At 61.5% G+C, this 21,504-nt stretch carries 21 protein-coding genes; 5 read left to right on the plus strand and 16 right to left on the minus strand.

Annotated elements, in window-relative coordinates; translation table 11 throughout:
* Window positions 1-41 precede the first annotated feature (41 nt).
* Complete coding sequence (locus ACU5AY_RS04685; protein ID WP_261929580.1) at window positions 42-383, plus strand: tRNA-binding protein; 342 nt, start codon at window positions 42-44, stop codon at window positions 381-383.
* Between the two features lie 12 nt (window positions 384-395).
* Here ACU5AY_RS04685 and ACU5AY_RS04690 read toward each other — a convergent pair whose 3' ends face one another.
* The 3 genes from ACU5AY_RS04690 to ACU5AY_RS04700 are packed head-to-tail and all read right to left on the minus strand — an operon-like array spanning window position 396 to window position 3,003.
* Window positions 396-1,772: an ATP-binding protein gene (locus ACU5AY_RS04690; RefSeq protein ID WP_446823619.1), complete on the minus strand. Its 1,377-nt coding sequence runs from the start codon at window positions 1,770-1,772 to the stop codon at window positions 396-398.
* A 30-nt stretch (window positions 1,773-1,802) separates the two neighbouring features.
* Entirely contained in the window at window positions 1,803-2,483 is a 681-nt protein-coding gene (locus ACU5AY_RS04695) for a response regulator (RefSeq protein ID WP_446823620.1), read from the minus strand.
* 55 nt (window positions 2,484-2,538) lie between these two features.
* The gene (locus ACU5AY_RS04700) at window positions 2,539-3,003 is read right to left on the minus strand and encodes a MarR family winged helix-turn-helix transcriptional regulator (protein WP_446826040.1); all 465 of its coding nucleotides are present in this window, start codon (window positions 3,001-3,003) and stop codon (window positions 2,539-2,541) included.
* Between the two features lie 189 nt (window positions 3,004-3,192).
* Here ACU5AY_RS04700 and ACU5AY_RS04705 point away from each other — a divergent pair, with 189 nt between their 5' ends.
* On the plus strand, window positions 3,193-3,834 hold the full coding sequence (locus ACU5AY_RS04705; protein WP_446828942.1) for an MBL fold metallo-hydrolase: 642 nt from the start codon (window positions 3,193-3,195) through the stop codon (window positions 3,832-3,834).
* Between the two features lie 70 nt (window positions 3,835-3,904).
* Here ACU5AY_RS04705 and ACU5AY_RS04710 read toward each other — a convergent pair whose 3' ends face one another.
* From ACU5AY_RS04710 to ACU5AY_RS04735, 6 genes are all read right to left on the minus strand, one after another.
* Window positions 3,905-4,342 carry a BA14K family protein gene (locus ACU5AY_RS04710; protein WP_446823621.1) on the minus strand — a complete coding sequence of 146 codons (438 nt, stop codon included), beginning with the start codon at window positions 4,340-4,342 and terminating at the stop codon, window positions 3,905-3,907.
* Between the two features lie 137 nt (window positions 4,343-4,479).
* Entirely contained in the window at window positions 4,480-4,695 is a 216-nt protein-coding gene (locus ACU5AY_RS04715; RefSeq protein WP_261929584.1) for a cold-shock protein, read from the minus strand.
* 411 nt (window positions 4,696-5,106) lie between these two features.
* Complete coding sequence (locus ACU5AY_RS04720; RefSeq protein ID WP_446828190.1) at window positions 5,107-5,997, minus strand: DMT family transporter; 891 nt, start codon at window positions 5,995-5,997, stop codon at window positions 5,107-5,109.
* A 162-nt stretch (window positions 5,998-6,159) separates the two neighbouring features.
* Complete coding sequence (locus ACU5AY_RS04725) at window positions 6,160-7,314, minus strand: PQQ-dependent sugar dehydrogenase (RefSeq protein WP_446828191.1); 1,155 nt, start codon at window positions 7,312-7,314, stop codon at window positions 6,160-6,162.
* Between the two features lie 61 nt (window positions 7,315-7,375).
* Entirely contained in the window at window positions 7,376-7,981 is a 606-nt protein-coding gene (locus ACU5AY_RS04730) for a class GN sortase (protein WP_446828192.1), read from the minus strand.
* A 37-nt stretch (window positions 7,982-8,018) separates the two neighbouring features.
* Window positions 8,019-10,397, minus strand: a complete 2,379-nt coding sequence (locus ACU5AY_RS04735) for a marine proteobacterial sortase target protein (protein WP_446828193.1) — start codon at window positions 10,395-10,397, stop codon at window positions 8,019-8,021.
* A 396-nt stretch (window positions 10,398-10,793) separates the two neighbouring features.
* On the opposite strand from ACU5AY_RS04735, the gene ACU5AY_RS04740 reads away from it, so the two are divergent.
* Window positions 10,794-11,996, plus strand: a complete 1,203-nt coding sequence (locus tag ACU5AY_RS04740; protein WP_446823625.1) for a pyridoxal phosphate-dependent aminotransferase — start codon at window positions 10,794-10,796, stop codon at window positions 11,994-11,996.
* A gap of 62 nt (window positions 11,997-12,058) precedes the next feature.
* On the opposite strand, the gene ACU5AY_RS04745 is transcribed toward ACU5AY_RS04740, so the two are convergent.
* Complete coding sequence (locus ACU5AY_RS04745) at window positions 12,059-12,955, minus strand: LysR family transcriptional regulator (protein ID WP_446828194.1); 897 nt, start codon at window positions 12,953-12,955, stop codon at window positions 12,059-12,061.
* Between the two features lie 98 nt (window positions 12,956-13,053).
* On the opposite strand from ACU5AY_RS04745, the gene ACU5AY_RS04750 reads away from it, so the two are divergent.
* The gene (locus ACU5AY_RS04750) at window positions 13,054-14,061 is read left to right on the plus strand and encodes an NAD-dependent epimerase/dehydratase family protein (protein WP_446828195.1); all 1,008 of its coding nucleotides are present in this window, start codon (window positions 13,054-13,056) and stop codon (window positions 14,059-14,061) included.
* Here the strand turns inward: ACU5AY_RS04750 and ACU5AY_RS04755 are convergent.
* From ACU5AY_RS04755 to ACU5AY_RS04780, 6 genes are all read right to left on the minus strand, one after another.
* On the minus strand, window positions 14,058-15,164 hold the full coding sequence (locus ACU5AY_RS04755; protein WP_446828196.1) for a calcium:proton antiporter: 1,107 nt from the start codon (window positions 15,162-15,164) through the stop codon (window positions 14,058-14,060). The two genes, ACU5AY_RS04750 and ACU5AY_RS04755, sit on opposite strands and share 4 nt — an antisense overlap.
* Before the next feature lie 111 nt (window positions 15,165-15,275).
* The gene (locus ACU5AY_RS04760; RefSeq protein WP_446828197.1) at window positions 15,276-16,403 is read right to left on the minus strand and encodes an alkene reductase; all 1,128 of its coding nucleotides are present in this window, start codon (window positions 16,401-16,403) and stop codon (window positions 15,276-15,278) included.
* Between the two features lie 52 nt (window positions 16,404-16,455).
* Window positions 16,456-16,749 (minus strand): ArsR/SmtB family transcription factor, encoded by a 294-nt coding sequence (locus ACU5AY_RS04765; protein WP_446828198.1) that lies wholly within the window; start codon window positions 16,747-16,749, stop codon window positions 16,456-16,458.
* Between the two features lie 453 nt (window positions 16,750-17,202).
* Window positions 17,203-18,105, minus strand: a complete 903-nt coding sequence (locus ACU5AY_RS04770) for a LysR family transcriptional regulator VtlR (protein ID WP_446823631.1) — start codon at window positions 18,103-18,105, stop codon at window positions 17,203-17,205.
* Between the two features lie 17 nt (window positions 18,106-18,122).
* Entirely contained in the window at window positions 18,123-19,097 is a 975-nt protein-coding gene (gene trxB / locus ACU5AY_RS04775) for a thioredoxin-disulfide reductase (protein ID WP_446828199.1), read from the minus strand.
* A 264-nt stretch (window positions 19,098-19,361) separates the two neighbouring features.
* Window positions 19,362-20,138, minus strand: a complete 777-nt coding sequence (locus ACU5AY_RS04780) for a glycosyltransferase family 25 protein (protein ID WP_446828200.1) — start codon at window positions 20,136-20,138, stop codon at window positions 19,362-19,364.
* A 292-nt stretch (window positions 20,139-20,430) separates the two neighbouring features.
* Here ACU5AY_RS04780 and ACU5AY_RS04785 point away from each other — a divergent pair, with 292 nt between their 5' ends.
* A complete protein-coding gene (locus tag ACU5AY_RS04785) occupies window positions 20,431-21,456 on the plus strand; it encodes a glycosyltransferase (RefSeq protein WP_446828201.1) in 1,026 nt (341 codons plus the stop codon).
* The last annotated feature ends 48 nt before the right edge of the window (window positions 21,457-21,504 follow it).

Raw genomic sequence — 21,504 nt, forward strand, 5'->3', positions numbered from 1 at the left:
CCGTTGCTATGACGGTCTTTTCCATCAAGGAGACGATTTTCATGAGCGAACAGATTTCATATGCGGATTTCGAGCGCGTCGACATTCGGGTTGGCACCGTTCTGGAGGCGTCGGATTTCCCCGAGGCGCGCAAGCCCGCCATCAAGCTGAAGATCGATTTCGGGCCGGAGATCGGCGTTAAGCGTTCGTCCGCACAGATCACGGTGCATTACAAGCCGGAAGACCTCGTCGGACGCCAGGTGCTCGGCGTTGTCAACTTTCCGCCACGCCAGATCGGTCCCTTCATGTCGGAAGTCCTCACACTGGGCTTTGCCGACGACAAGGGCGCGATCGTTCTCGCGGCCTCCGACAAGCCGGTGCCGAACGGCGAAAAGCTGATGTAGCCTGGGGCTGCCTTACAGCGGGATCTTTATGATAGCGCGCAGGCCGCCCATCGGGCTGTCGTCCAGCGTGACGTTGCCGCCATGGGCGCGGGCGATGTCGCGGGCAATGGTGAGGCCGAGGCCCGTGCCGGATGCATCGAGGTTGCGAGCTTCGTCCATGCGGAAGAAGGGCTTGAAGACGTCTTCACGGGTTTCTGCCGGAATGCCGGGGCCATCGTCATCGAAGGTGACCGTCAGCCATTTGTCGCTGTGCACGGCCGTGACCTTGAGATGGTTGGCATAGCGGCGGGCATTGGAGGTGAGGTTGGCGACAAGCCGGCTGAAGGCGTTCGGTTTGACGACGATCCTGCCGCCGCCCTCGATTTCATATTCGAGGCTGCGGCCATGCAGTTCCGCCTCGTCCTGCAATCGTGCAAACATCTCGTCCAGATCCACTTCCGCGGCATCCTCGGAAACCTCGCCGCGGGCGAAGTCAAGGTAGCCCTCCAGCATGGCCTGCATGTCCTCGATGTCCTGATGCAGCGGCTTGAGATCAGGATTGTCGCCGGCTAGCGCCAGTTGCAGCTTGAAACGGGTGAGGATCGTGCGAAGGTCGTGGCTGACGCCCGACAACATGGCGGTCCGCTGCTCCAACTGGCGCTCGATGCGCTCACGCATCAAGATGAAAGCCAGGCCGGCGCGTCGGATCTCGTCGGCTCCGCGCGGGACGTAGCCGGCGATCTTCTGGCCCTTGCCGAAGCTTTCGGCGGCCTTGGCCAAGGTCAGGATCGGGCGGATCTGTCCGCGCAGGAACAGGATGGCGATGGTGATCAGTACCAGCGAGGTCGAAACCATCCAGACCAGGAAGATGTGGCTGTTGGAGGCATAGGTCCGGTAGCGGTCGACACTGATCTTCAGGATGCGCTCGCCGAGCTTGATGCGGATATCCACCCGTTTCGGATCACTGAACGTGTCGATCCAGAAGGGTCTCTTCACCTTATTGCTGATGTTCTGGCTGAGGACCTCGTCGAGAAGCGAAAAGAACGGCTTGCGCTGCAGTGGCGGCAGCTTGCCGCCTTCTTCGATGGAGATCGTCAGGCTGAGATCGTTCCTGGCAATACCGACAAGCTTCGAGTAATCGCTGCCCGGCGGCATGTCTTCGAGCAATTCGACGACTGCGGCAATGTCGCCAGTCACGGCATCGGAAAGCCGGGAGGTCACGAGTTGCCAGTGGCGCTCGAAGAAGACGGCAGCCACGACCGTCTGCAGCAGCACCATCGGCAGGATGATGATCAGCAGCGAACGTCCGTAAAGGCCTGTCGGCAGTCGTCGGCGCAGCCAGATGGATATGGCTTTCAGCCCGGAGTGGCGACTGCCGAATTCGCTTCTGAGGAAATCAAAGTTTGCCATGGTTTGTCGCGCGGTCGTTCTGTCGGAGGCCTAGTCGATGGTCAGTCTATAGCCAATGCCGCGTACCGTCTGCAGCCATGTGGGATTGGCAGGGTCGTCCTCGATCTTGCGCCGAAGCCGGTTGATCTGAACGTCGATCGTCCGCTCTCCGACCGAGACGTCTTCTCCGATCAACTCGTGGCGCGGAACCGTTTCGCCGGCGCGGCTTGCAAATGTCACCATGATGTCCTGCTCGCGATCGGTGAGCCGGATGGTTTCACCGCCCTTCTTCAATTCGCGGCGGACCAGGGAAAACGTGTAGGGACCAAAGATCACCTGTTCGATCTTCGGGCCACCGGAAGGCATGTGGCGCTTGAGGATATTGCGGATGCGCAAGACCAGTTCGCGCGGATCGAAGGGCTTGGACAGATAGTCGTCGGCACCCGCCTGCAATCCGGCGACGCGCGCTTCTGCCTCGGCAAGCGCAGTCAGCATCAGGATCGGCACCTGGCCATGGTCTTTGAGGGATTCGGTCAGGCTGAGCCCCGTTTCGCCCGGCATCATGATGTCCATCACGATGAGGTCGAATTCGAGGCCTTCCAGCTTGCGGCGTGCCTCGGCGGCGCTGCCGGCCACGGTGACCCGGAAGCCGTTTTCCGAGAGATAGCGGCTTAGAAGGTCGCGGATGCGCGTATCGTCGTCCACGACCAGAAGATGAGGGGCGTCGTCCATGATGTCGGCTTTCACTTTCGCATTCAATTCACGGGGCTCCTCTCGCCGAATTGCCTCAGTCCCGGAGGCCTTTCAGAAAGCCGACCACATGCTTGCGGCTGTCGGCCGGCAGGGCGTCCAGCGCCTTCGCGATGCGTGCGGATTGGGGCGCGGCGAGGGCGATGGCGAGCTCCTTGCCCGCGAGCGTCGTGTACAGACGGCGCTGGCGGCGGTCCTCGGGGCCGTTCAACTGGCGGACATAGCCGCCATCGAGCAATTGCTTGAGAACGCGAGCAAGGCTCTGCTTGGTGATCTTCAGCGTATCGAGGAGATCGGCGACCGTCATGCCCGGATTGCGGTTGACGAAGTGGATGACGCGGTGATGCGCCCGGCCGAAGCCCTTCTGTTCGAGGATGGCATCCGGATCGGACGTGAAGTCGCGATAGGCGAAAAACAGAAGTTCGATGATCTCGAAGTCGATGCCGCCACCATCCGCGGACGGCGCGGGGGTGGTCTCATCGGCGGGTGTCTTCTTGGTCAGTGCTGCTGGCACCTGGTTTTCCTTTTTCTTTTTGCCGTGCGGTCGCGAATATAGCCTATTCACCATCGGATTGCCGGTGCCAAGTCTGTGTTCTTGACACATTTTTTTAAAGCCTGTTACAGCCTCGGGCTCAACGCGGCCGCGCCGTTCCCGTCAATGCCGACACATCTGGAAGGAATTTCCATGGGCATGCTTCAGGCAGGCATCATCCCCGTTACACCGTTTCAGCAGAACTGCACCATCCTTTTCGACACGGAGACCAAGCATGGCGTCGTGGTCGACCCGGGGGGCGATGTGGAGGTGATCCTGCAGACCGTGCAGGAAAACGGCATTACGCTGGAAGCGATCTGGCTGACGCATGGCCATATCGACCATGCCGGCGGGGCTGAGGAGCTGAAGGAAGCATTGGGCATCGACATCATCGGCCCGCACAAGGACGACCTGCCGCTGCTCAGCCGCCTTGAAGACCAGGCGAAGATGTTCAACGTGCCGATGGCGGTCAGGAACGTGATGCCGGACCGTTGGCTCGACGACGGCGACACGGTGTCGTTCGGCGACCATTCCTTCGAGGTCTTTCACTGCCCCGGTCATGCGCCGGGCCATGTAATCTTCTTCAACCGCGCGCAGAATTTTGCCCATCTCGGCGACGTGCTGTTTTCAGGCTCGATCGGTCGGACCGATCTGCCGGGCGGCAACCACCAGCAATTGCTCGATTCGATCCGCGACAAGGTGCTGCCGCTCGGCGATGATGTCGGTTTCATCTGCGGCCACGGACCCGGTGGGCGGATCGGCGAGGAGCGGCGGACCAATCCGTTCCTGAAGGGGATCTGATCTCGCCCTTCCACAAACAAAAATGCGCTCCCGGAGGAGCGCATTCGTGATCGGCACTGTGCCTATGTGATCAGCCGCCTGCTTCGCAGAAATGGCTGCGGCCGTCATAACCCATATAGGTGCCGGTGCGGGCATCGAACGACCGGTAGCGATCGGAGCAATACTCGTACCAGGCGGTCGTCCAAGGCTCCAGGTCTGCTTCCGGCGGACCGTAGGCGCGCGGGGAGGCCGGGTAGTAGTCCGGCTGGTAAACCGGCGGCGGCGGCGGTGCGCCGACCGGGCCTTCCAGATAGTCGCGGTTGACGTAGCGCGGCTGGTTCAGCGCATTCGACAGGATCACGCCTGCGGCAAGTCCCGCGACGCCGGCTGCAACGGCTCGGCCGCCATCGTCGTGGTGACGATTATGGCGATGGCGCCAGTAATCGTCGGCATAGGACGGCGCGAAGGAGGAAAGGGTCGCAGCGATGGCTGTCGCGCTGATGATTGTGATTTTTGCAAGCTTGTTCATTTTCAGCTTCCTCTTCATGTGCGGACCAATCGGTGCCGCCGATGATTGGAGACTAGCGATTTGAAGCTGAATGTAACCTGAACGAAAAACCCGGCAGGTGAATGCCGGGTTCTGAAGCGTTCAAACCGATCGGCTGATCAAGCCTCGATCTGCAGGTTTACTGCCTTCGGGCCTTTGCCGCGGCGGTCCGGCTCGGTCTCGAAGCTGACCTTCTGGTTTTCGGTAAGTCCCGTCAGGCCCGATGCCTGGACAGCGGAAATGTGAACAAAGATGTCGGCGCCACCCTTGTCCGGCTTGATGAAGCCGAAGCCTTTTTCAGTATTGAAGAATTTTACGGTGCCAGTCTCGGCCATGCGTCAGGTCCTTTTCTCTCCGCCAGTCCAGAAATAGGCGGCATTGCATCATTGCATTTGACCCCTTTTATCAAAGGGGCGCGGGCAGGCAGTTCTTGATTACGGAGTGGAAAGGGCCTGTGTTTTTACCGCGGACAGTGACTGGCGTTGACATCATCAAAGCGTTTCGTCTTTCATCCGCCCGGAGATTTTGCGTTTCCGGTGCGCGTGATTATAGGTCTTCCCGTGTTCGCAAAATGCCCGAACCGCGACAGATTGTCGTGTTTATCCGCCTTTGGCAAGTGAAACTTTTCTTAAATAGTGCAGTTGAAACCCTTGGAATACAGGGGTTTGAAGCAACGGAACCGAAAATAGTCCTTCCGTTGTGTCGAAACGGTTCCCACGCCGCCGGGTTCACTTGTCAAATCGGATTCAGGCGGGCGCGGTTCGCCGCCGCGTCAGCTCCGGCACGATCTCCACGATCAGCATCGCCGCGAAAATGATCGCGCAGCCGAAATAGCCTATGGCGGTCAGTTTCTCGCCAAGGAAAATCGCGCCCGCGGCGGCCGCGAACAGGGATTCCGAGGACAGGAAAATCGCGGCCTGGGGTGCGGTCGTGTAGCGCTGGCCGATGACCTGAAGAACAAATGCAAGACCCGACGAGAAAAGGCCAGAATAGATGACCTCGGGCAGGGCTTCGGTCAGGCCCTTGAGGTCGATCGGTTCCGTGACGAAGGCGATCGCCAGGCCCAGCACGGCGCAGACGGTGAACTGGATGCAGGACAGCAGCAGCGGGCGGGGGTATTTTTCCAGGAACAGGCCGATCAGGGTGACCTGGATCGCCCAGAAGACACCGCAGATGATGGTGAGGATATCGCCGCTGTTCAGCGCGCCGAGGTCGCCGCCGCTCAGGAGATAGATGCCGGAAACCGCCATTACCGCCGCCGGCCAGATGATCCAGTGCGGCTTGCGGCGCAGGAACACGACGAAGAGCACGGGGACGATGATGACATAGAGCCCCGTCAGGAAACCGGAATTGGTGACCGAGGTCGTCAGAAGGCCGAACTGCTGCGTGGCCGCGCCGCCAAACAGGGCGAGACCGATCAGGATGAAGGCGCGGATCGCCTTCGGGCCGGCCGGCGCCTTGGCCTTGCGGGCCTCGTGGATGACGAAGGGGACAGTGGCAAGCGCCGCGATCGCAAACCGCAGGCCGATGAACCACATGGCGCCCAGCGTTTCCATCGCCGTCGCCTGCGCGACGAACCCTCCGCCCCACACAGCGGCGGCTATCAACAGGACGATGTTGGCCTGGACACGGGACATCTGCGACCTCCAAAAAGCAAATAGCGATCCGTTCCGCAGAAAGGGACGGCTCCGAATGTCATTCCGTTTTCGAACAGGAAGAAACCGAGCGATATCAGTTGGGAAAACCGGCGGCAAGAACCGGGCCTGCCGCCCAACGCATAATTCTGGAGGGATCTAAGTCTATTGCTGGACGTCGTTGGAACGGGTGATGCGCATCAGCGCGCCGTTCTCGTCATCGGTGATGAAGACGATCGAACCGTCGGGCGCCACCTTGACGTCGCGGATGCGGCCGTAGTCGCCCTGCAGCATGCGTTCCTCGGACAGGATCGTGCCGTTTTCCTCGCGCTCCAGCCTGGCGATCAGCTGGTACTTGAGTGCCGCGACGAGGAAGTCGCCCTCCCATTCGGGGAACATCGCCCCGTGATAGACTGCGATCGCGCCGGGCGCGATGGAGGGGTCCCAATAGTAAAGCGGCTGCTCGTAGCCTTCCGCTTCCGTACCGATGCCGATATCGGCGCCGGAATAATCCTTGCCATAGGTGATGACGGGCCAACCGTAATTCTTGCCGGGTTCCGGCATGTTGATCTCGTCGCCGCCACGTGCGCCGTGTTCGACGGTATAAAGCCGGTCATCCTTCGGATCGATGACGGTGCCCTGCGGATTGCGGTGGCCGAGCGACCAGATTTCCGGCCTGCCCATCTTGCCGCCGGCAAAGGGATTGTCGGCGGGGATGGTGCCGTCGGTATTGATGTGCAGGATCTTGCCGGCATCGTCCATCGGGTCCTGTGCGCGGTCGCGCTCGCCGCAATCGCCGATGCCGAAGAACAGGCTGCCGTCCGGCGCCTGCGCAATGCGGCTGCCGAACTGGATGTCGGTGGTGCAGGCGGGATGCATGAGGAAGATCTGCTTCAGGTCGTCAAGCCGGCTTTCGTCAGGCGACAGCGTGGCGCTGTAGACGGCTGTGCCATGGCCTTCGGCATCGGTAACGACGGCTGTGAAGTAGAGACGGCGGTTTTGCGCGAAGTCGGCGTCGAGGGCGATGTCGAGGAGACCTGCCTGACCGGCGTCGTAGACGGCTGGAACACCGGCGATGGGCTTCGAAACCTTGCCGTCGCGGACGATGCGCATGGAGCTGGCCTTCTCGCTGACGATGTAAGCGCCGTCCGGCAGGATCTCGACGGACCAGGGGGAGGCCAGGCCGTCGGCGATCTTGACGACGTCAAGAATGGCCGACTGGGTTTCCGCGACGTCGTCTTCCGCATGCGCAAGGGAGGCGGTGGTGATCAAGGCGGCGGCAGCCGCAAAGGCGAGACTTTTATACTTCCGCCGGGCCATGCGGATATCCTAACGCTGGATTTCAATCTTCTTGCGAATGTGGGGGATTCTCTTCCAGGTTTCAACGCGCGGCGACGATGTTTTCCGTGCCGTCGGTAATTCGCTCCGCATCAAGGATGTAGCGCAATGGACCGCGTTCAACCGCGTCGAAGGGCCAGCAGGTGGCCAGCGCCAGGTGTTGGCCGGTCGCGGCGGCGTCGATGCCGCTGTCGTTCCAGCGCGCTATCCGGCCGACGCCCGCCCGGTAGCGCAGGACGTTGCCGTTTGCGGTCGTGACCTCGAGAATGTCGCCTGGGCGCACATCCTTCAGCCAGCGGAAATGCGTGTCGCGATGGGCGGCGAACACCGTCGTGCCGCTCTCGCCTGGCGGCGGGGTGGTGGTCAGCCACGCCGGGCCGAAAGCGAGCGCCTCGCCGCTCGCGCCCTTCAGCACGATTGCCGAACGGTGAAGCCGCGGCACCCGGATTTCCGCTTCCGTTACAAAATCGGCCCAGGGCCAGGGTTTGCTGTTTGCATCGCCTGCCAGGCGCTCGGCGAAGCTGCGCTCCAGCAGGACCTGGGAGAGGGCGGCCTTTGCCTTCATGTACAGGCCGTCGCCGATCAGCATCAGGCCCGTCACGCCGACCACCGCGATGCCGCCGGCCAGCAGTCGTTCTGCCGTGGACATGCGACGTATGAAGTCGAGGTGGTACCATCTGGCCCGGTCAGTCAAGGCGCGTGCCTCCCATGGCGGCCAGGCGCTTGAAGCCCTTGCGCCAGATGGCGAGGCAGATGCCGGCCATCACCGCGAAGGCCAGCATCAATAGGCCGAGCAGGATGTTGCGGTCGGCAAGCGTCGCCGTCTGCGGAAGATCGACGCTTGCCGTCTGGTTGGAGGCGATCAGCGCGGCGCTTTCGGCGCTGGGGGCGGCGAGCATCTGGTTCGCCGTCATGGAGGCCAGCTGCACGCGCTTCAAGGCCGGTTCATCCATCTCCGCCTTGTCGGGCTGCTGGCCGGGCACGCCATTGTCCTGCGGACGGTCGGATCCGAACACCTTGTCGTAGTCCCATCCGGCCGGCAGGTTCAGCGGCAGTTTGGTTTCCGCCAGCCATTCGCCGCTCGGGCGGCTCGCCGTGACATCGACGGCAACAAGGCTGGTGACGCGGGAGACGAGGTGATGAGCCATGGCCACGCCCTCGATCTGCTTGTCGAGCGCCTGCTGGTCGCCGATGCGGAAGGCATTCGATTCCAGATCCTCGATCTTGCGCTTGGCCCAGAGCTTGGCGATGCCGCTGCCCTTGGCCGCCTTGGCGATGTCCATATCGACGCGCCAAGGCTGATCGCCGGTTTTCCCGGCGATCAGCAAAGTGCCGGAGGGGTCCGCTTCCTGCAGTTCCGCCGTCAGCACGACAGGCTCTCCGGCATAGAGATCGGGCATCGGATCAGGTGTGATTTCCTGCGCACCGACACCTTCGAACCTGGCGGAGATATCGGTCATTGCCGGATGTTCGAGCTTCTGGAAAAGCTCGCCCATGCGGGCGGCGACCTGGTCCTCCGAGCCGATATGGGTGTAGGTGCCGCGGCCGAGTTCGGCGGCCTTGGTCATGAAGTAGGAATTCGGGGCGGAGCCGATGCCGACGGTGAAGACGCGGGCATCGCCGCGGTTGCGGGTGATCTCGTCGAAGAGCTCGGCCTCGTTGCCGATCGCGCCATCGGTCAGGAACACGATCTGGCGGAGCGCACCGTCCTCATGCTTGCCCTGGGTGGTCAGCGCCGCATGCAGTGCCGGCAGCATCTCGGTGCCGCCATCGGCCGTCAGGCTGCGCACATAGGCGATCGCCTTTTCGCGATTGTCGGGGGAGGCGGGCACGAGGCCGCCGAAGAAGTCCGTCATCGTGTCGTCGAAGCGGATGACGTTGAACCGGTCGCCGGCCTTCAGCCGGCTGATCGCCAGCGCCAGGCTCGCTTGCGCCTGTTCGATAGACGGGCCGGACATGGAACCGGAATTGTCGAGGATGAAGACGACCTCGCGCTTGTCGACGGCCTTCTCGGCTGCCGGGTCGGCCGGCGGGGTGACGAAGGCCATGACGTAGGTCTTGCCGTCGACGCTTTCCTTGAACAGGCCTGCATTCGGCGCCTTGCCGGCAGCGGCGCGCCAGTCGATCTCGAAATCCTTGTCGGCCGGCACGCTGCCGTTCTTCAGGGTCAGAGTTTCGGCGCCGTCGCCATCCTTGACGGTGTCCATCTCGTGGAACGGCGTCTTGACCTCGCCGAGCGGGAAGCCGGCATCGAGATGAACGGTGAGCGTCACCGGATTGATCTTGGCGTTTTCGCGCGGGTCGAGCACGGGGGCGGTGATCTTGTCGCGGTCGGGCACCGGATCGCTGCCCGTCGCATAGCCGGAGCCGCTGTTGTCGAAATCGACGGTCTGGACCATCGGTTGCGGATTGTAGCGGGGGGCAACGACCATGGGGAAGCGCAGGGAGAATTCGCCGTTCGACTGGTGGACTTCCTGCTGGTATTCGATCTGCACGGCCACCATTTCGCCGGGGCCGATATTAGCGACCTGGTTGGTGAAGAGGTTGGGACGCTGCTGTTCCAGAAGAGCGGCCTTCTTGCCTTCCTTCTTGGCCTGTTCGTAGATCTCGCGCGCCTGCTGGCGCGGCTTGATCTCGCCTTCGATGAAGCGGTCGCCGATCTTCATCTTCAGCGTGTCGACGGCGGCGTTTTCGGGCAGCGGGAAGACGTAGGTGCCTTCCACCCATCCCTTGGACGGATTGACGAACTGCTGGGTGACCTTGACGCGGGCGATCGGTCCGGAGACATCGATCTTCACGTCGGTCGCAAGCTTCGGCGCCTCGACGTAGAGGCCGGGATCGCGTGCCGGAAAGAGCAGGGCGCCGCTCATCATTTCGGAGGGCCGCACCAGTGCGATCTTCTGCGGCGCGGTAGGCTTTGCGGCGGTGTCCTGCGCCTTCAGGCCGGACACGAGGCCGACGAGCATGACCGTGCAGGCGGCCAGGGCAAAGAAGGCCAGGCGAAACGCCGTGGCAGTCACTCTTTCACGCTCTCGCATTTCGTGGTCATCACGCTCGAATGACATGGTCTTTCCCCCTCGGTGCGTTCGCCCCGTCTTTGTCCCCGATATTAACCCTTATCGCCTGGCCCGTCTCGTCCCTTTGAATGCGGGAACACGGATAGCGATAATTCCGCAGAACTAGGCCACCAGAAGATGGCCCGAGATGGACCAAATTGCGGCGCGGTGTGGTCGTCAACATGGAAAGATTCGTGACGCCGCCTGTGGTGTCGGGGGGCGGTGCTGCGGAGATGCCCGCCGGCGTCGCCGGAATTTGAGCCGAAACGTCAGAAAATATGTCACCGAGACACGGTTTGGCTTGAAACCGGCGGTCACATTCGACATAGAGCGTGGGGCGGAAATTCGGGATTTCCCGCAGGTTTTCCGCCGACCGTCTGAAAACCACATCAGGACCCAATCATTATGGCCTTTCTTGCTGATGCACTTGCCCGCGTAAAGCCCTCCGCCACCATTGCCATGGCCCAGAAAGCCCGCGAGCTGAAAGCCAAGGGCATGAATGTCATCAGCCTTTCGGCCGGTGAGCCCGATTTCGATACGCCGGACAACATCAAGAAAGCCGCCATCGAGGCGATGAACCGCGGCGAGACGAAGTATTCACCGGTTTCCGGCATTCCGGAACTGCGCGAAGCGATCGCCAAGAAGTACAAGCGCGAAAACGGTCTCGACTACACGGCCGCACAGGTCATCGTCGGCACCGGCGGAAAGCAGATTCTTTTCAACGCGCTGATGGCGACCCTTAACCCGGGCGATGAAGTCATCATTCCGGCGCCCTACTGGGTGTCCTATCCGGAAATGGTGGCGATCTGCGGCGGCACCTCGGTGTTCGTCAACGCGACCATCGACAACGGCTTCAAGCTGCAGCCGGAAGACCTGGAAAAGGCGATCACGCCGAAGACGAAGTGGTTGATCTTCAACTCGCCGTCCAACCCGTCGGGCGCCGCCTATACGCATGACGAGCTGAAGAAGCTGACGGACGTGCTTCTCAAGTATCCGCATGTCTGGGTGCTGACCGACGACATGTACGAGCACCTGACCTTCGACGACTTCAAGTTCGCCACTCCGGCCGAAGTCGAGCCGAAGCTCTATGACCGCACGCTAACCATGAACGGCGTGTCCAAGGCCTATGCGATGACCGGCTGGCGTATCGGTTACGCCGCCGGCCCGATCGAGCTCATCAAGGCGATGGACATGATCCAGGGCCAGCAGACGTCGGGCACCAACACGATCGCCCAGTGGGCGGCCGTCGAGGCGCTCAATGGTCCGCAGGACTTCATCGAGAAGAACAAGAAGATCTTCCAGGGCCGCCGCGACCTGGTCGTTTCGATGCTGAACCAGGCGACCGGCATTTCGTGCCCGACGCCCGAAGGCGCATTCTACGTCTACCCGTCCTGCGCCGGCCTGATCGGCAAGACCGCGCCGTCGGGCAAGGTCATCGAGACGGACGAGGACTTCGTCATGGAACTGCTGCAGTCGGAAGGCGTCGCCGTCGTTCACGGAACGGCCTTCGGCATGGGCCCGAACTTCCGCATCTCCTATGCGACGTCGGAAGCCCAGCTCGAAGACGCCTGTGAGCGCATCCAGCGTTTCTGCGCTGCCTGCAGGTAAGCATTGGCGCAAGCCGAATTTCGAAGGCCCGCCGGAGACGCTCCGGCGGGCTTTTTGCTGCGCTAAAGGCTGCGGATGTAATGCAGCATGCCGTCGACCAGCGCGTCGAAAGCGGCCCGGCATCGTGGCGTGTTGCGAAGGTTCTCGTGCATGGCGGCCCAGATGGGCAGGCGGATCGGCAGAGAGCCTTCGAGGATCTCGACGAGATTGTGATCCCTAAGGCCCAATTGCCTCTGACACAGCCCTATGCCGCAACCGGCTCTGAGCATCGCCAGTTGTGCGGTGTTGCTGTCGGCGCGGAAGTGGAAGCGGGGCAGGGCGACGTCGGGAAAATTGCGCATCACGTCGCGGACATAGGCAAGGTTTCTGTCGTAGCCGATGACGTCATGATCGGTGAGATCGGCAAGGCTTTGCGGCGTGCCGCGCCTGGCAAGATAGGCGCGATGGGCGAAGAAGCCGATCGGGATGTCGCCGAGATGGCGGACGACGAGGGCTGCCTGCACCGGTTCCGTCATGCGGAGGGCAATGTCGGCCTGCCGGTGCAGCAGGTCTTCCACGGCGTCGGAGGCCGACAGCTCGATCTCGAGCTTCGGGTGGGCTTGGCCGAGCTTCGCGAGGATCGGCGGCAACACTTCGACGGCGACGATCTCGCTGGCGCTGATCCTCACCGTGCCTTCGACCGCGCCGGGCGAGGCGGAGGTGGCGCGGGCCAGCGCGGCGGCGGTGGCCGCCATGCTTTCGGCATAGGGTTGGAGGGTGAGGGCCGCTTCGGTCGGCTGCAGGCCGCTCTGCGAGCGGGTGAAGAGCGGAAAACCTGCGGCCTGTTCGAGCGCCTCGATATGCCGCCCGACCGTCGGCTGGCTGAGGTTCAACTGTCGCGCGGCAGCCGAGAGCGAGCCGGTCTGCAGAACGGCGAGAAAGGTGCGGTAGAGATCCCAGTCGACATCATGTGTTGCCATACAAAAACGTATAACAGGGTAAGTAATTTATACAATTCCGCATTTTTATGAAATCGCCGATGGTTGCTCCAGACAAATCCCAACACTGGAGACTACCAATGTCGAATGAAGTGAAACTGCCGGTCGCCCTGGTTCTGGGCGCGACTGGAGGAATTGGCGGCGCGGTCGCCCGTACGCTCAAGGCAAGAGGATGGACGGTCCGGGCTTTGAACCGGAATGCGGCGGCTATGCGGGGCAGTAACCCGGAATTCGAATGGCGGCAGGGCGACGCCTTGGCGGCGGCGGACGTTTCGGCGGCCGCAAGCGGCGTCGATCTCATCGTGCATGCCGTCAATCCGCCCGGTTACCGGGATTGGGAAAAGCTCGTCCTGCCTATGCTAGACAATTCGATCGCGGCAGCTACTCGCCACGGTGCGCGGCTGCTGGTGCCCGGCACCGTCTATAATTTCGGTCCGGACGCCCGGCCGAACCCGGTCGAGGACAGCCCGCAAAATCCCGTCACGCGAAAGGGCCGCATCCGCGTCGCTTTCGAGCAGCGTTTGCGCAAGGCCTCCATGGCGGGCACACAGGTCGTCCTGGTGCGGGCCGGGGACTTCTTCGGTGCCGGAGCCGCCAACAACTGGTTCTCGCAGTTGGTGACACCCGGCAAGCCGGTGAAGGCCGTCGTCAATCCGGGCCGGAAGGGTGTCGGCCACCAATGGGCCTATCTGCCGGATCTGGCCGAAACCATGGTGCGGTTCGTCGAACGCTCTTCAAGCCTGCCGGCCTATGCCGACTATCATTTCGAAGGGTTCTGGGACCATGACGGCATGCAGATGGCAAGGGCGATAGGTCGCGTCGTCGGTAAACCGGATATCCGCGTGCGGCGCTTTCCGTGGCCGCTCGTTTACTTGGCATCGCCTTTCGTCAGGTTGTTTCGCGAGCTCCTTGAGATGCGTTATCTCTGGCAGGAGCCTTTGCACATGACCAATGGCAAACTCAGAGCGGCGCTCGGTGAGGAGCCGCGCACGCCGATCGAGGAGGCGGTCCGCGCTACGCTTGTCTCATTCGGCTGCCTGGCTTCGGCGACAAATGCCGGCGGGAGGTCTGAGCTTGTTGCCGCCTAAAGGCCGATTGCTGAGAGCATGAGGAAGGTGGCGAACAGGACGAAGTGGGTCATGCCCTCGATCGCGTTGGTCTCGCCGTCGGATAGGTTGATGGCCGAGGCGATCAGCGTGATCGTCACCATGACCGTCTGCGTCGGCGTCATCGCCATGACGATCGGCTGGCCCTGGAAGAGGGCCAGTGCCTCCATTACCGGGACGGTGAGGATGACCGTCGACAGCGAGGCGCCGAGCGCGATGTTGATGACCGACTGCATGCGGTTCGCCAGCGCCGCGCGCAGGGCGGTGAGGATTTCCGGCGCCGCCGATATACCGGCAACGACGATGGCGGCGACGGCCGGCGGCGTGCCAGTCCCCTTTAGCCCTTCGGTCATGAACCCGGACATCAGTTCCGCCAGCAGGCCGATGACGCAGACGCCTGCGATCAGGAAGGCAATCGACACACCCATGGAGGTCTCATCGGAGTGATCCTCCTCCTGGACCTCGGTGCCCGCCTTCGCCTTGGCGGCATTGCGTGGGTAGTGGTAGCTGAAGAAATAGCTGTGCTGGTCGACCTGCATGCGCAGGAACAGCGCATAGAGCGACAGCATGGCGATGATCGTGAAACCGGAATAGAGATGCCACTTGGCCTGCGGCACGAATTCCGGCACCACCATGGAGATACCCATGGCCGTCAGGATCATCACCGAATAGGTCTTGCCGGAATCGTCGTTGTAGGCCTGTTCGCCGTGTTTCAGGCCGCCGAGCAGGGCGGCGAGCCCGAGTATGCCATTGATGTCGAGCATGACCGCCGAATAGATTGTGTCGCGGGCAAGCGTCGGAGAGCTTTCCGAACTCATCATGATGGCCAGGATCACCACTTCGACGACGACTGCCGACAGCGTCAGGATCATCGTGCCGTAAGGATCGCCGACCTTCGCGGCGATCGCCTCGGCATGGTGTGCGACGCGGATGGAGACCCCGACAATGGCGGCGATCAGCACCGCCGCGGCCGCAAGTTCGATGGTCTGGGAGAGGTGGGCGCCGGAATGTTCCAGAAGATAGGCGGCGAGCGCTGCGATGAGCGCGACTGCAAACGCCAGTTCCTGCTTGAGTGTACCGGCCATGCATGCCCCTTCTCGAATGGAAATGTACCTGTCCCTTGAGAAGCTTAGGGCATCGTGCCGGCAATTTGGAGGGGCAGAGCGCGAATTCACAGCTCTGCCCCCGGCTTTTGGTCAGGCCGCGTCGCTTTCGCCAAGCGACGGATAGTCGATGTAGCCCTTGGCGCCGCCACCGTAGAAGGTCTGCTGGTCGGGCGTGTTGAGCAGCGCGTTCTGCTCGAGCCGCTCGGCCAGATCCGGATTGGCGATGTAGAGCTTGCCGAAGGCGACGAGATCGGCGCGGTCGCTCTCGACGGCATCGATGGCCAGGTCGCGGGTATAGCCATTGTTGACCATCCAGGCTGCCTTGCCGCCGGCTTGGCGGTAGGCGGACTTGAACGCCGCATAGTCGAACGGCTTCGGACCCTGGCTGTAGGCCCGGTCGCCGCCGGTGGCGCCTTCGATGATGTGGACATAGGCCAGCGGATAGGCGGCGATCGCCTTGGCGACATAATCGTAAAGCGCCTGCGGATCGTCATCGGAAATGTCGTTGGCCGGGGTCACCGGCGAGAGGCGCAGACCGGTGCGCTCACCGCCGACGGCAGCCACCACGGCTTCGACCACCTCGACGAGGAAGCGGGCGCGGTTTTCGATCGGGCCGCCATATTCATCGATGCGCTTGTTGGCGCCGCTCTTCAGGAACTGGCCGATCAGGTAGCCGTTGGCGCCGTGGATTTCGACGCCGTCGAAGCCTGCCTCGATCGCCGCCTTGGCGGCGTGGGCGTAATCCTGCACCGTGGTCTTGATTTCCTCAAGCGTCAGGGCGCGGGGTTCGGACGTTTCGGCGAATGCGCCCGAGCCATCGGCGTTGATGATGTAGGTCTTCGACTTGGCGGTGACCGCCGAAGGGGCGACCGGGGCATCCCCGTTCGGCTGCAGCGAGGTGTGCGATACGCGTCCGACATGCCAGATCTGGGTGAAGATGTGGCCGCCGGCCTTGTGCACGGCGTCCGTCACCTTCTTCCAGGCGTCGATCGCTTCGCTCTTGTAGAGGCCAGGCACGTCGGCATAGCCCTGGCCCTGATGGGTGATGGCGGTGCCTTCCGTGATCAGCAGGCCGGCGCCCGCCCGCTGGCGGTAGTATTCGACGGCGAAGGGGCCGGGGATGGCGTTCGGCGAGCGGTTGCGGGTCAGCGGCGCCATGACGACGCGGTTCTTCAGCGTGATGTCGCCGAGCTTGAAGGGTTCGAACAGCTTGGTCATTTGAAGTCCTTATGGGTTGAGATGTCTTAGGAGGGAACAGTATGCCGTCCGGCTACAGGCTGGAGGCAATGTCCGCCCGGAACGCTTCGATCGTGGTTTCGTTCCGGCTGTAGTAGATCCATTGACCGACTTTTTCCGCGTGAACGAGACCGGCGCGTTGCAGGCTTGCCAGATGGGCGGAGACGGTGGATTGCGACAGGCCGCAGCATTCGAAGCCGCCCGCGCAGACGCCATAATCGGATACATGGCCCTTGCCGCCGAAATGCGCCTGCGGATCCTTCAGCCATTCGAGGATCTGCCGGCGAACCGGGCTGGAAAGCGCCTTGAATATTTCGTCCCTGTCCATCGTGTCCGTTTCTGTATATCGCGATACATCGATATACGTATCGTCACGGATCGATGTTTCAAGAGTGGTCGCGAAAAAATGGAGAGGCTGCCGACAAGACAAAAAAAGAGGGCCACCGGAAAACCAGGGCCCTTTATAAGTTAGAAGGTCAAAAAACCTCCAGAGGGGAACAGCTGGTGCGGCGGTACTGGGAGGAAAAAGACCGCCGTGTGCATCAGCTATGTGCGATATGGTGCTTTTTTGTGCAGTCTTCAATCAATATTTGTGCATGTCAGCCATGCGTTCGTTGCATCGCTAACAATTTCTAGCCCTTGAAACATTCGCTAACGTGCATAGGCGCGTATGCGCTGTTGTGCGAAAGCGTCGTGAAAACAGATATTTGCCTGTTTCGTGGTGACAAGGGTGTTTGGCGGCGCCCACAAGATTGCCGCATTTCGACCGATCGAAAAAAGATCAGAAATTCCAGTTTCGCGCCTTGGCGACGATGAAATCGCGAAAAGCCTTCAGCTTGGCGGCGTTCTTCATCTCGTCCGGATAGCAGAAATAGGTATCGAAGGAGGGGACGTCGGCACTCGTGACCAGCTGAATGAGTCCCGGATCGCGGCCGGCTATGTAGTCCGGCAGCATGGCAATGCCGATGCCGAGCAGGCAGGCGCGCTTGATCGACGTCAGGCTGTTGATCTGCAGATGCGGCAGGCGCGGATTGTCCGGCGAGCGGCCGGCGATTTCCAGCCAGTTGACGTTCAGGAGATAGTTTGGCGCCGGTTCGCCGAAGGTGATGACACGGTGATTGTCGAGCTCTTCGATACTGCGCGGTTCGCCGTGCTTGTTGATGTAGGACGGCGCGGCGTAGACGTGCATGTGCACGGTAAACAGCTTGCGCTGGATGAGGTCCGACTGCTGCGGCTGGCGCAGGCGAATGGCGCAGTCGGCCTGGCGCATGTTCACGTCCAGCTCCTCATTGTCGAGGATCAGCTGGATCTGCATGTCCGGATAGAGCTGCAGGAACTCCTGGATCTTGTCGGTGAGCCAGCCCTGGCCGAGGCCGACGGTCGTCGTCACCCGGAGCTTGCCGCTCGGCTTCTCGTTCGTCTCGGTCAGCTGGGCGCGGGCGGTCTCGAGCTTCAGCAATACCTCGTTGGCAGTGCGGTAGAGCAGTTCGCCCTGTTCGGTCAGGATCAGGCCGCGCGCATGGCGGTGGAAGAGCTTGACGCCGACTTCCATTTCGAGCGCGCTGACCTGACGGCTGATGGCCGATTGCGACAGATGCAGCTTGTCGGCCGCATGGGTGAACGATCCGGCTTCGGCGGCTGCGTGGAATATTCGCAGCTTGTCCCAATCGAGAGGTACACCCACCTGGCTCTACGCCTCCGTTATTCTGCTGCGATCGCGACCGGCTGATGGCCGGCGAGATAGCGTTCAGCTTCGAGGGCCGCCATGCAGCCCATGCCCGCCGCGGTGACTGCCTGGCGGTAGATATCGTCCGTCACGTCGCCGGCGGCAAAGACGCCGTCAATGTCGGTGGCCGTCGAATCCGGGGCGGTCCAAAGATAGCCGTTCGGCTTCAATTTCAGCTTGCCCTTGAAGAGCTCGGTCGCCGGCGCGTGGCCGATGGCGACGAAGACGCCGTCGGTGGCGACTTCTGTGATCTCGCCGGTCTTGACGTTCTTCAGCCTTGCGCCGGTCACGGTGGGCGGCAGCGGCCCTTTGTTCTTCACGCCGGTGATTTCTTCCAGCGTGGAGTCCCAGACGACCTTGACGTTTTCCTTGGCGAACAGGCGCTCCTGCAGGATCTTTTCCGAGCGGAAGGCATCGCGGCGGTGCACGACTGTGACCGACTTGGCGATGTTCGACAGGTAGAGCGCCTCTTCGACGGCGGAGTTGCCGCCGCCGACGACGATCACGTCACGGTTCCTGTAGAAGAAGCCATCGCAGGTGGCGCAGGCCGATACGCCGCCGCCCTGAAAGGTCTGCTCGCTCTCGATACCGAGCCACTTGGCCTTGGCGCCGGTGGCGATGATCAGCGTGTCAGCGGTCCAGACCGCGCCGGAATCGGTTCTTGCCGTGAACGGACGGTGGGTGAGGTCGACCTCTGTGACGATGTCGGAGACGAGTTCGGCGCCGACATGCGCGGCCTGCAGCCGCATCTGATCCATCAGCCACGGGCCCTGAACGGGCTCGGCGAAGCCGGGATAGTTTTCCACGTCCGTGGTGATCATGAGCTGGCCGCCCTGTTCCATGCCGGCGATCAGCACCGGCGACAGCATGGCGCGCGCGGCATAGATCGCCGCCGTATAGCCGGCCGGGCCGGAACCGATAATCAGGACCTTCGTATGACGCACGGTCATGGCACTTCCTTTCAACACCCTTCAACGGAGCGGCGCATCATAACCGACACGCGCCAGCGCCCGGAGGCAAAACCGACTAAATATCCAGCTTCATTTATGAATGCTTGCCGTGTTTATTCAAGGGCGGGGTATGGGTTACCAACAGGGAAGGGGTATTGGTTCAATCAGCGAAGGCTATTGGGTCCATGCGTCCGCCTGCCAGTCGATTTGTTTCGGGCCATGAGATTGTGGCTCTCGATGTGGGCATATCCAGTGCTGCGTGGGTCACATGTCGCGACGCTGGAAGTGTTTCTTATGAACGAAGGCAATCAACTTGTCTTCCATCAGGCGTCGCTGCTTGGATAGTCCGTAGAACCATCGTCTCTTGTTCGTCTGACGTTTTTGGCCCGAGCTTGCGAGGATCTGGCTTGCTGCCTCGGTCGTTGTGACGGGCGCCGGACGGAAGCTGTAGCCGTGTCCCGAGCGTGTCAGCCAGTAGCGGAAATAGTTGTCGACGGGAGCGAAGATCGTTTTGTGCCCCTCGACGAAGAGCCTCGCGCCCAGGCGAGACCATACGATCGCGCTGGTTGTCATGGGAAAGTAATGGGCTGCAACGAGCTCGCACTGATAGTCGCCAACCGTGTAATGCTCAAGCGACGTCGTTATCTTCAACTTGTTGTTGCCGATGTTGATCAGGCGCCAATCGGGGTCAATCCTGTCGAGATCCGGCAGTGCCTTGGCCAGAAGTTCGACCGGATTACACAGCGGCAAGGCATCATCCTCAAGGATCAGCAGATAGCGCGCGTTCGATTTGAGGAAGCGCTCTGCCGCCTGGAGGTGACTGCGGTAGCAGCCGATCTCGCCGCCGACGAGGCCGCGTCCCATGTAGCGTTCGGAGCCGTTTGCGTCATAATCTTCAACCCGGGACAGGTCGAGCTTGCGACCATCGAAGGCCAAAACGCGCTGAAATGTTACGCCGTAAGCGGCAAGCCGGCTGCTGATGGCGTCGAGACGATCGTTGCTTCCGTCAAGATTGATCACATAAACGTCGAGTGATTGCATATACCCAATTCCAGCGGCATGAACTTGGCTCCTTGTGATGGATCGCGCCGGTCTTTGCAACATCAGTGTGGTGTCAGCGTGTCCTGGCAGGAGGGCGAGCCGAGCTCAGTCGCGGCAACATCGACACTTTGGCGCCTATTTGCTGCCCTCCGCGGTGGACATTTTCCTGGCAAAGGAACATCGCCGCTTGTCCGGTCCCTCTTCAATCTGTAGATGAGGCCATACCTCTCAGGGCTTGTTGCGATGGCTCCTGATACCAAAAACATGGACTGAAGAAAGATCGAGGCGGGCGATGCGCGTACATCAATATATTTTCGGCAAGGATGGTGGCGCAGAGCGGTTCTTTGTTCATCTCGTTGCAGCACTTGATAAACGCGGTGTCGAGCAGACAGCCGTTATGCGCTGGAATCGCAGGTGGCGCAGTGATGTCGAAGCGCATGCAAAGGTGGTGCAGAGCAACTTCAGGAATCTTTCCATCGACCGCCTGCTGCTGCCGATCCGGGTCAGGATGATGGCCGAGATGCAGAAGCCGGACGCAATCATCTCCTGGTCGACGCGTGGTGCGCGTCTGATGCCTGCCTACAAGGGCGGCATCAGGCTTTCGCGTCTCGGCGATTATCCTACCCATCTTGGTTACTTCAAGAATTCCGATGTTCTGGTCTGCAACACGCCTGGCATCGGCGACCACGTGCGCCAGCTTGGTTGGGATCGCGGCGTGGAGGTGATTTCCAATTTCACCGATACGGCTATCGTCGAACCGGCTTCGCGGGCGGAGGCGGACACGCCCGAGGGCGTGCCTCTGGTCATGACCATGGGCCGTTTCGTCAAGCGAAAGCGCTTTCATCTGCTGATCAAGGCCATGAAGGAAGTGCCGGACGCTTATCTCTGGATCGCAGGCGACGGAGAGGAGCGACAGGCGCTGGAAGCCGATGTTCGCGAAAACGGGCTGGAGAACCGCGTTCGCTTCCTCGGCTGGCACAAGGATACGCGCCGCTACGTTGCCGCTTGCGATGTCTTCGTGATGCCTTCGAGCCACGAACCGCTGGGCAATGTCATTCTGGAAGCATGGGCACAGAAGAAGGCGGTGGTTTCTTCGCGTTCGGAGGGGCCCATGTGGTTTGTACGCGACGGCGAAAATGGCCTTCTCGTCGATATCGACGACGTGTCCGGCTTCGCCCGCGCCATCAACAGCCTGATCGCCGATCCGCAATTTGCCGCCACACTTGGCGAAAACGGCCGTGCTACGCTGGTCAGCCAGTTTTCCGAGGACGCGATCTGCGATGCCTATATCGAGCTGTTCAAGAACGGGCGTAGATAGTCGCGAGTGCTGTGCTGATGCAGGTTCACAGATTAATTTCGTATTGTT

The sequence above is a fragment of the Rhizobium sp. PAMB 3174 genome (assembly GCF_052908375.1).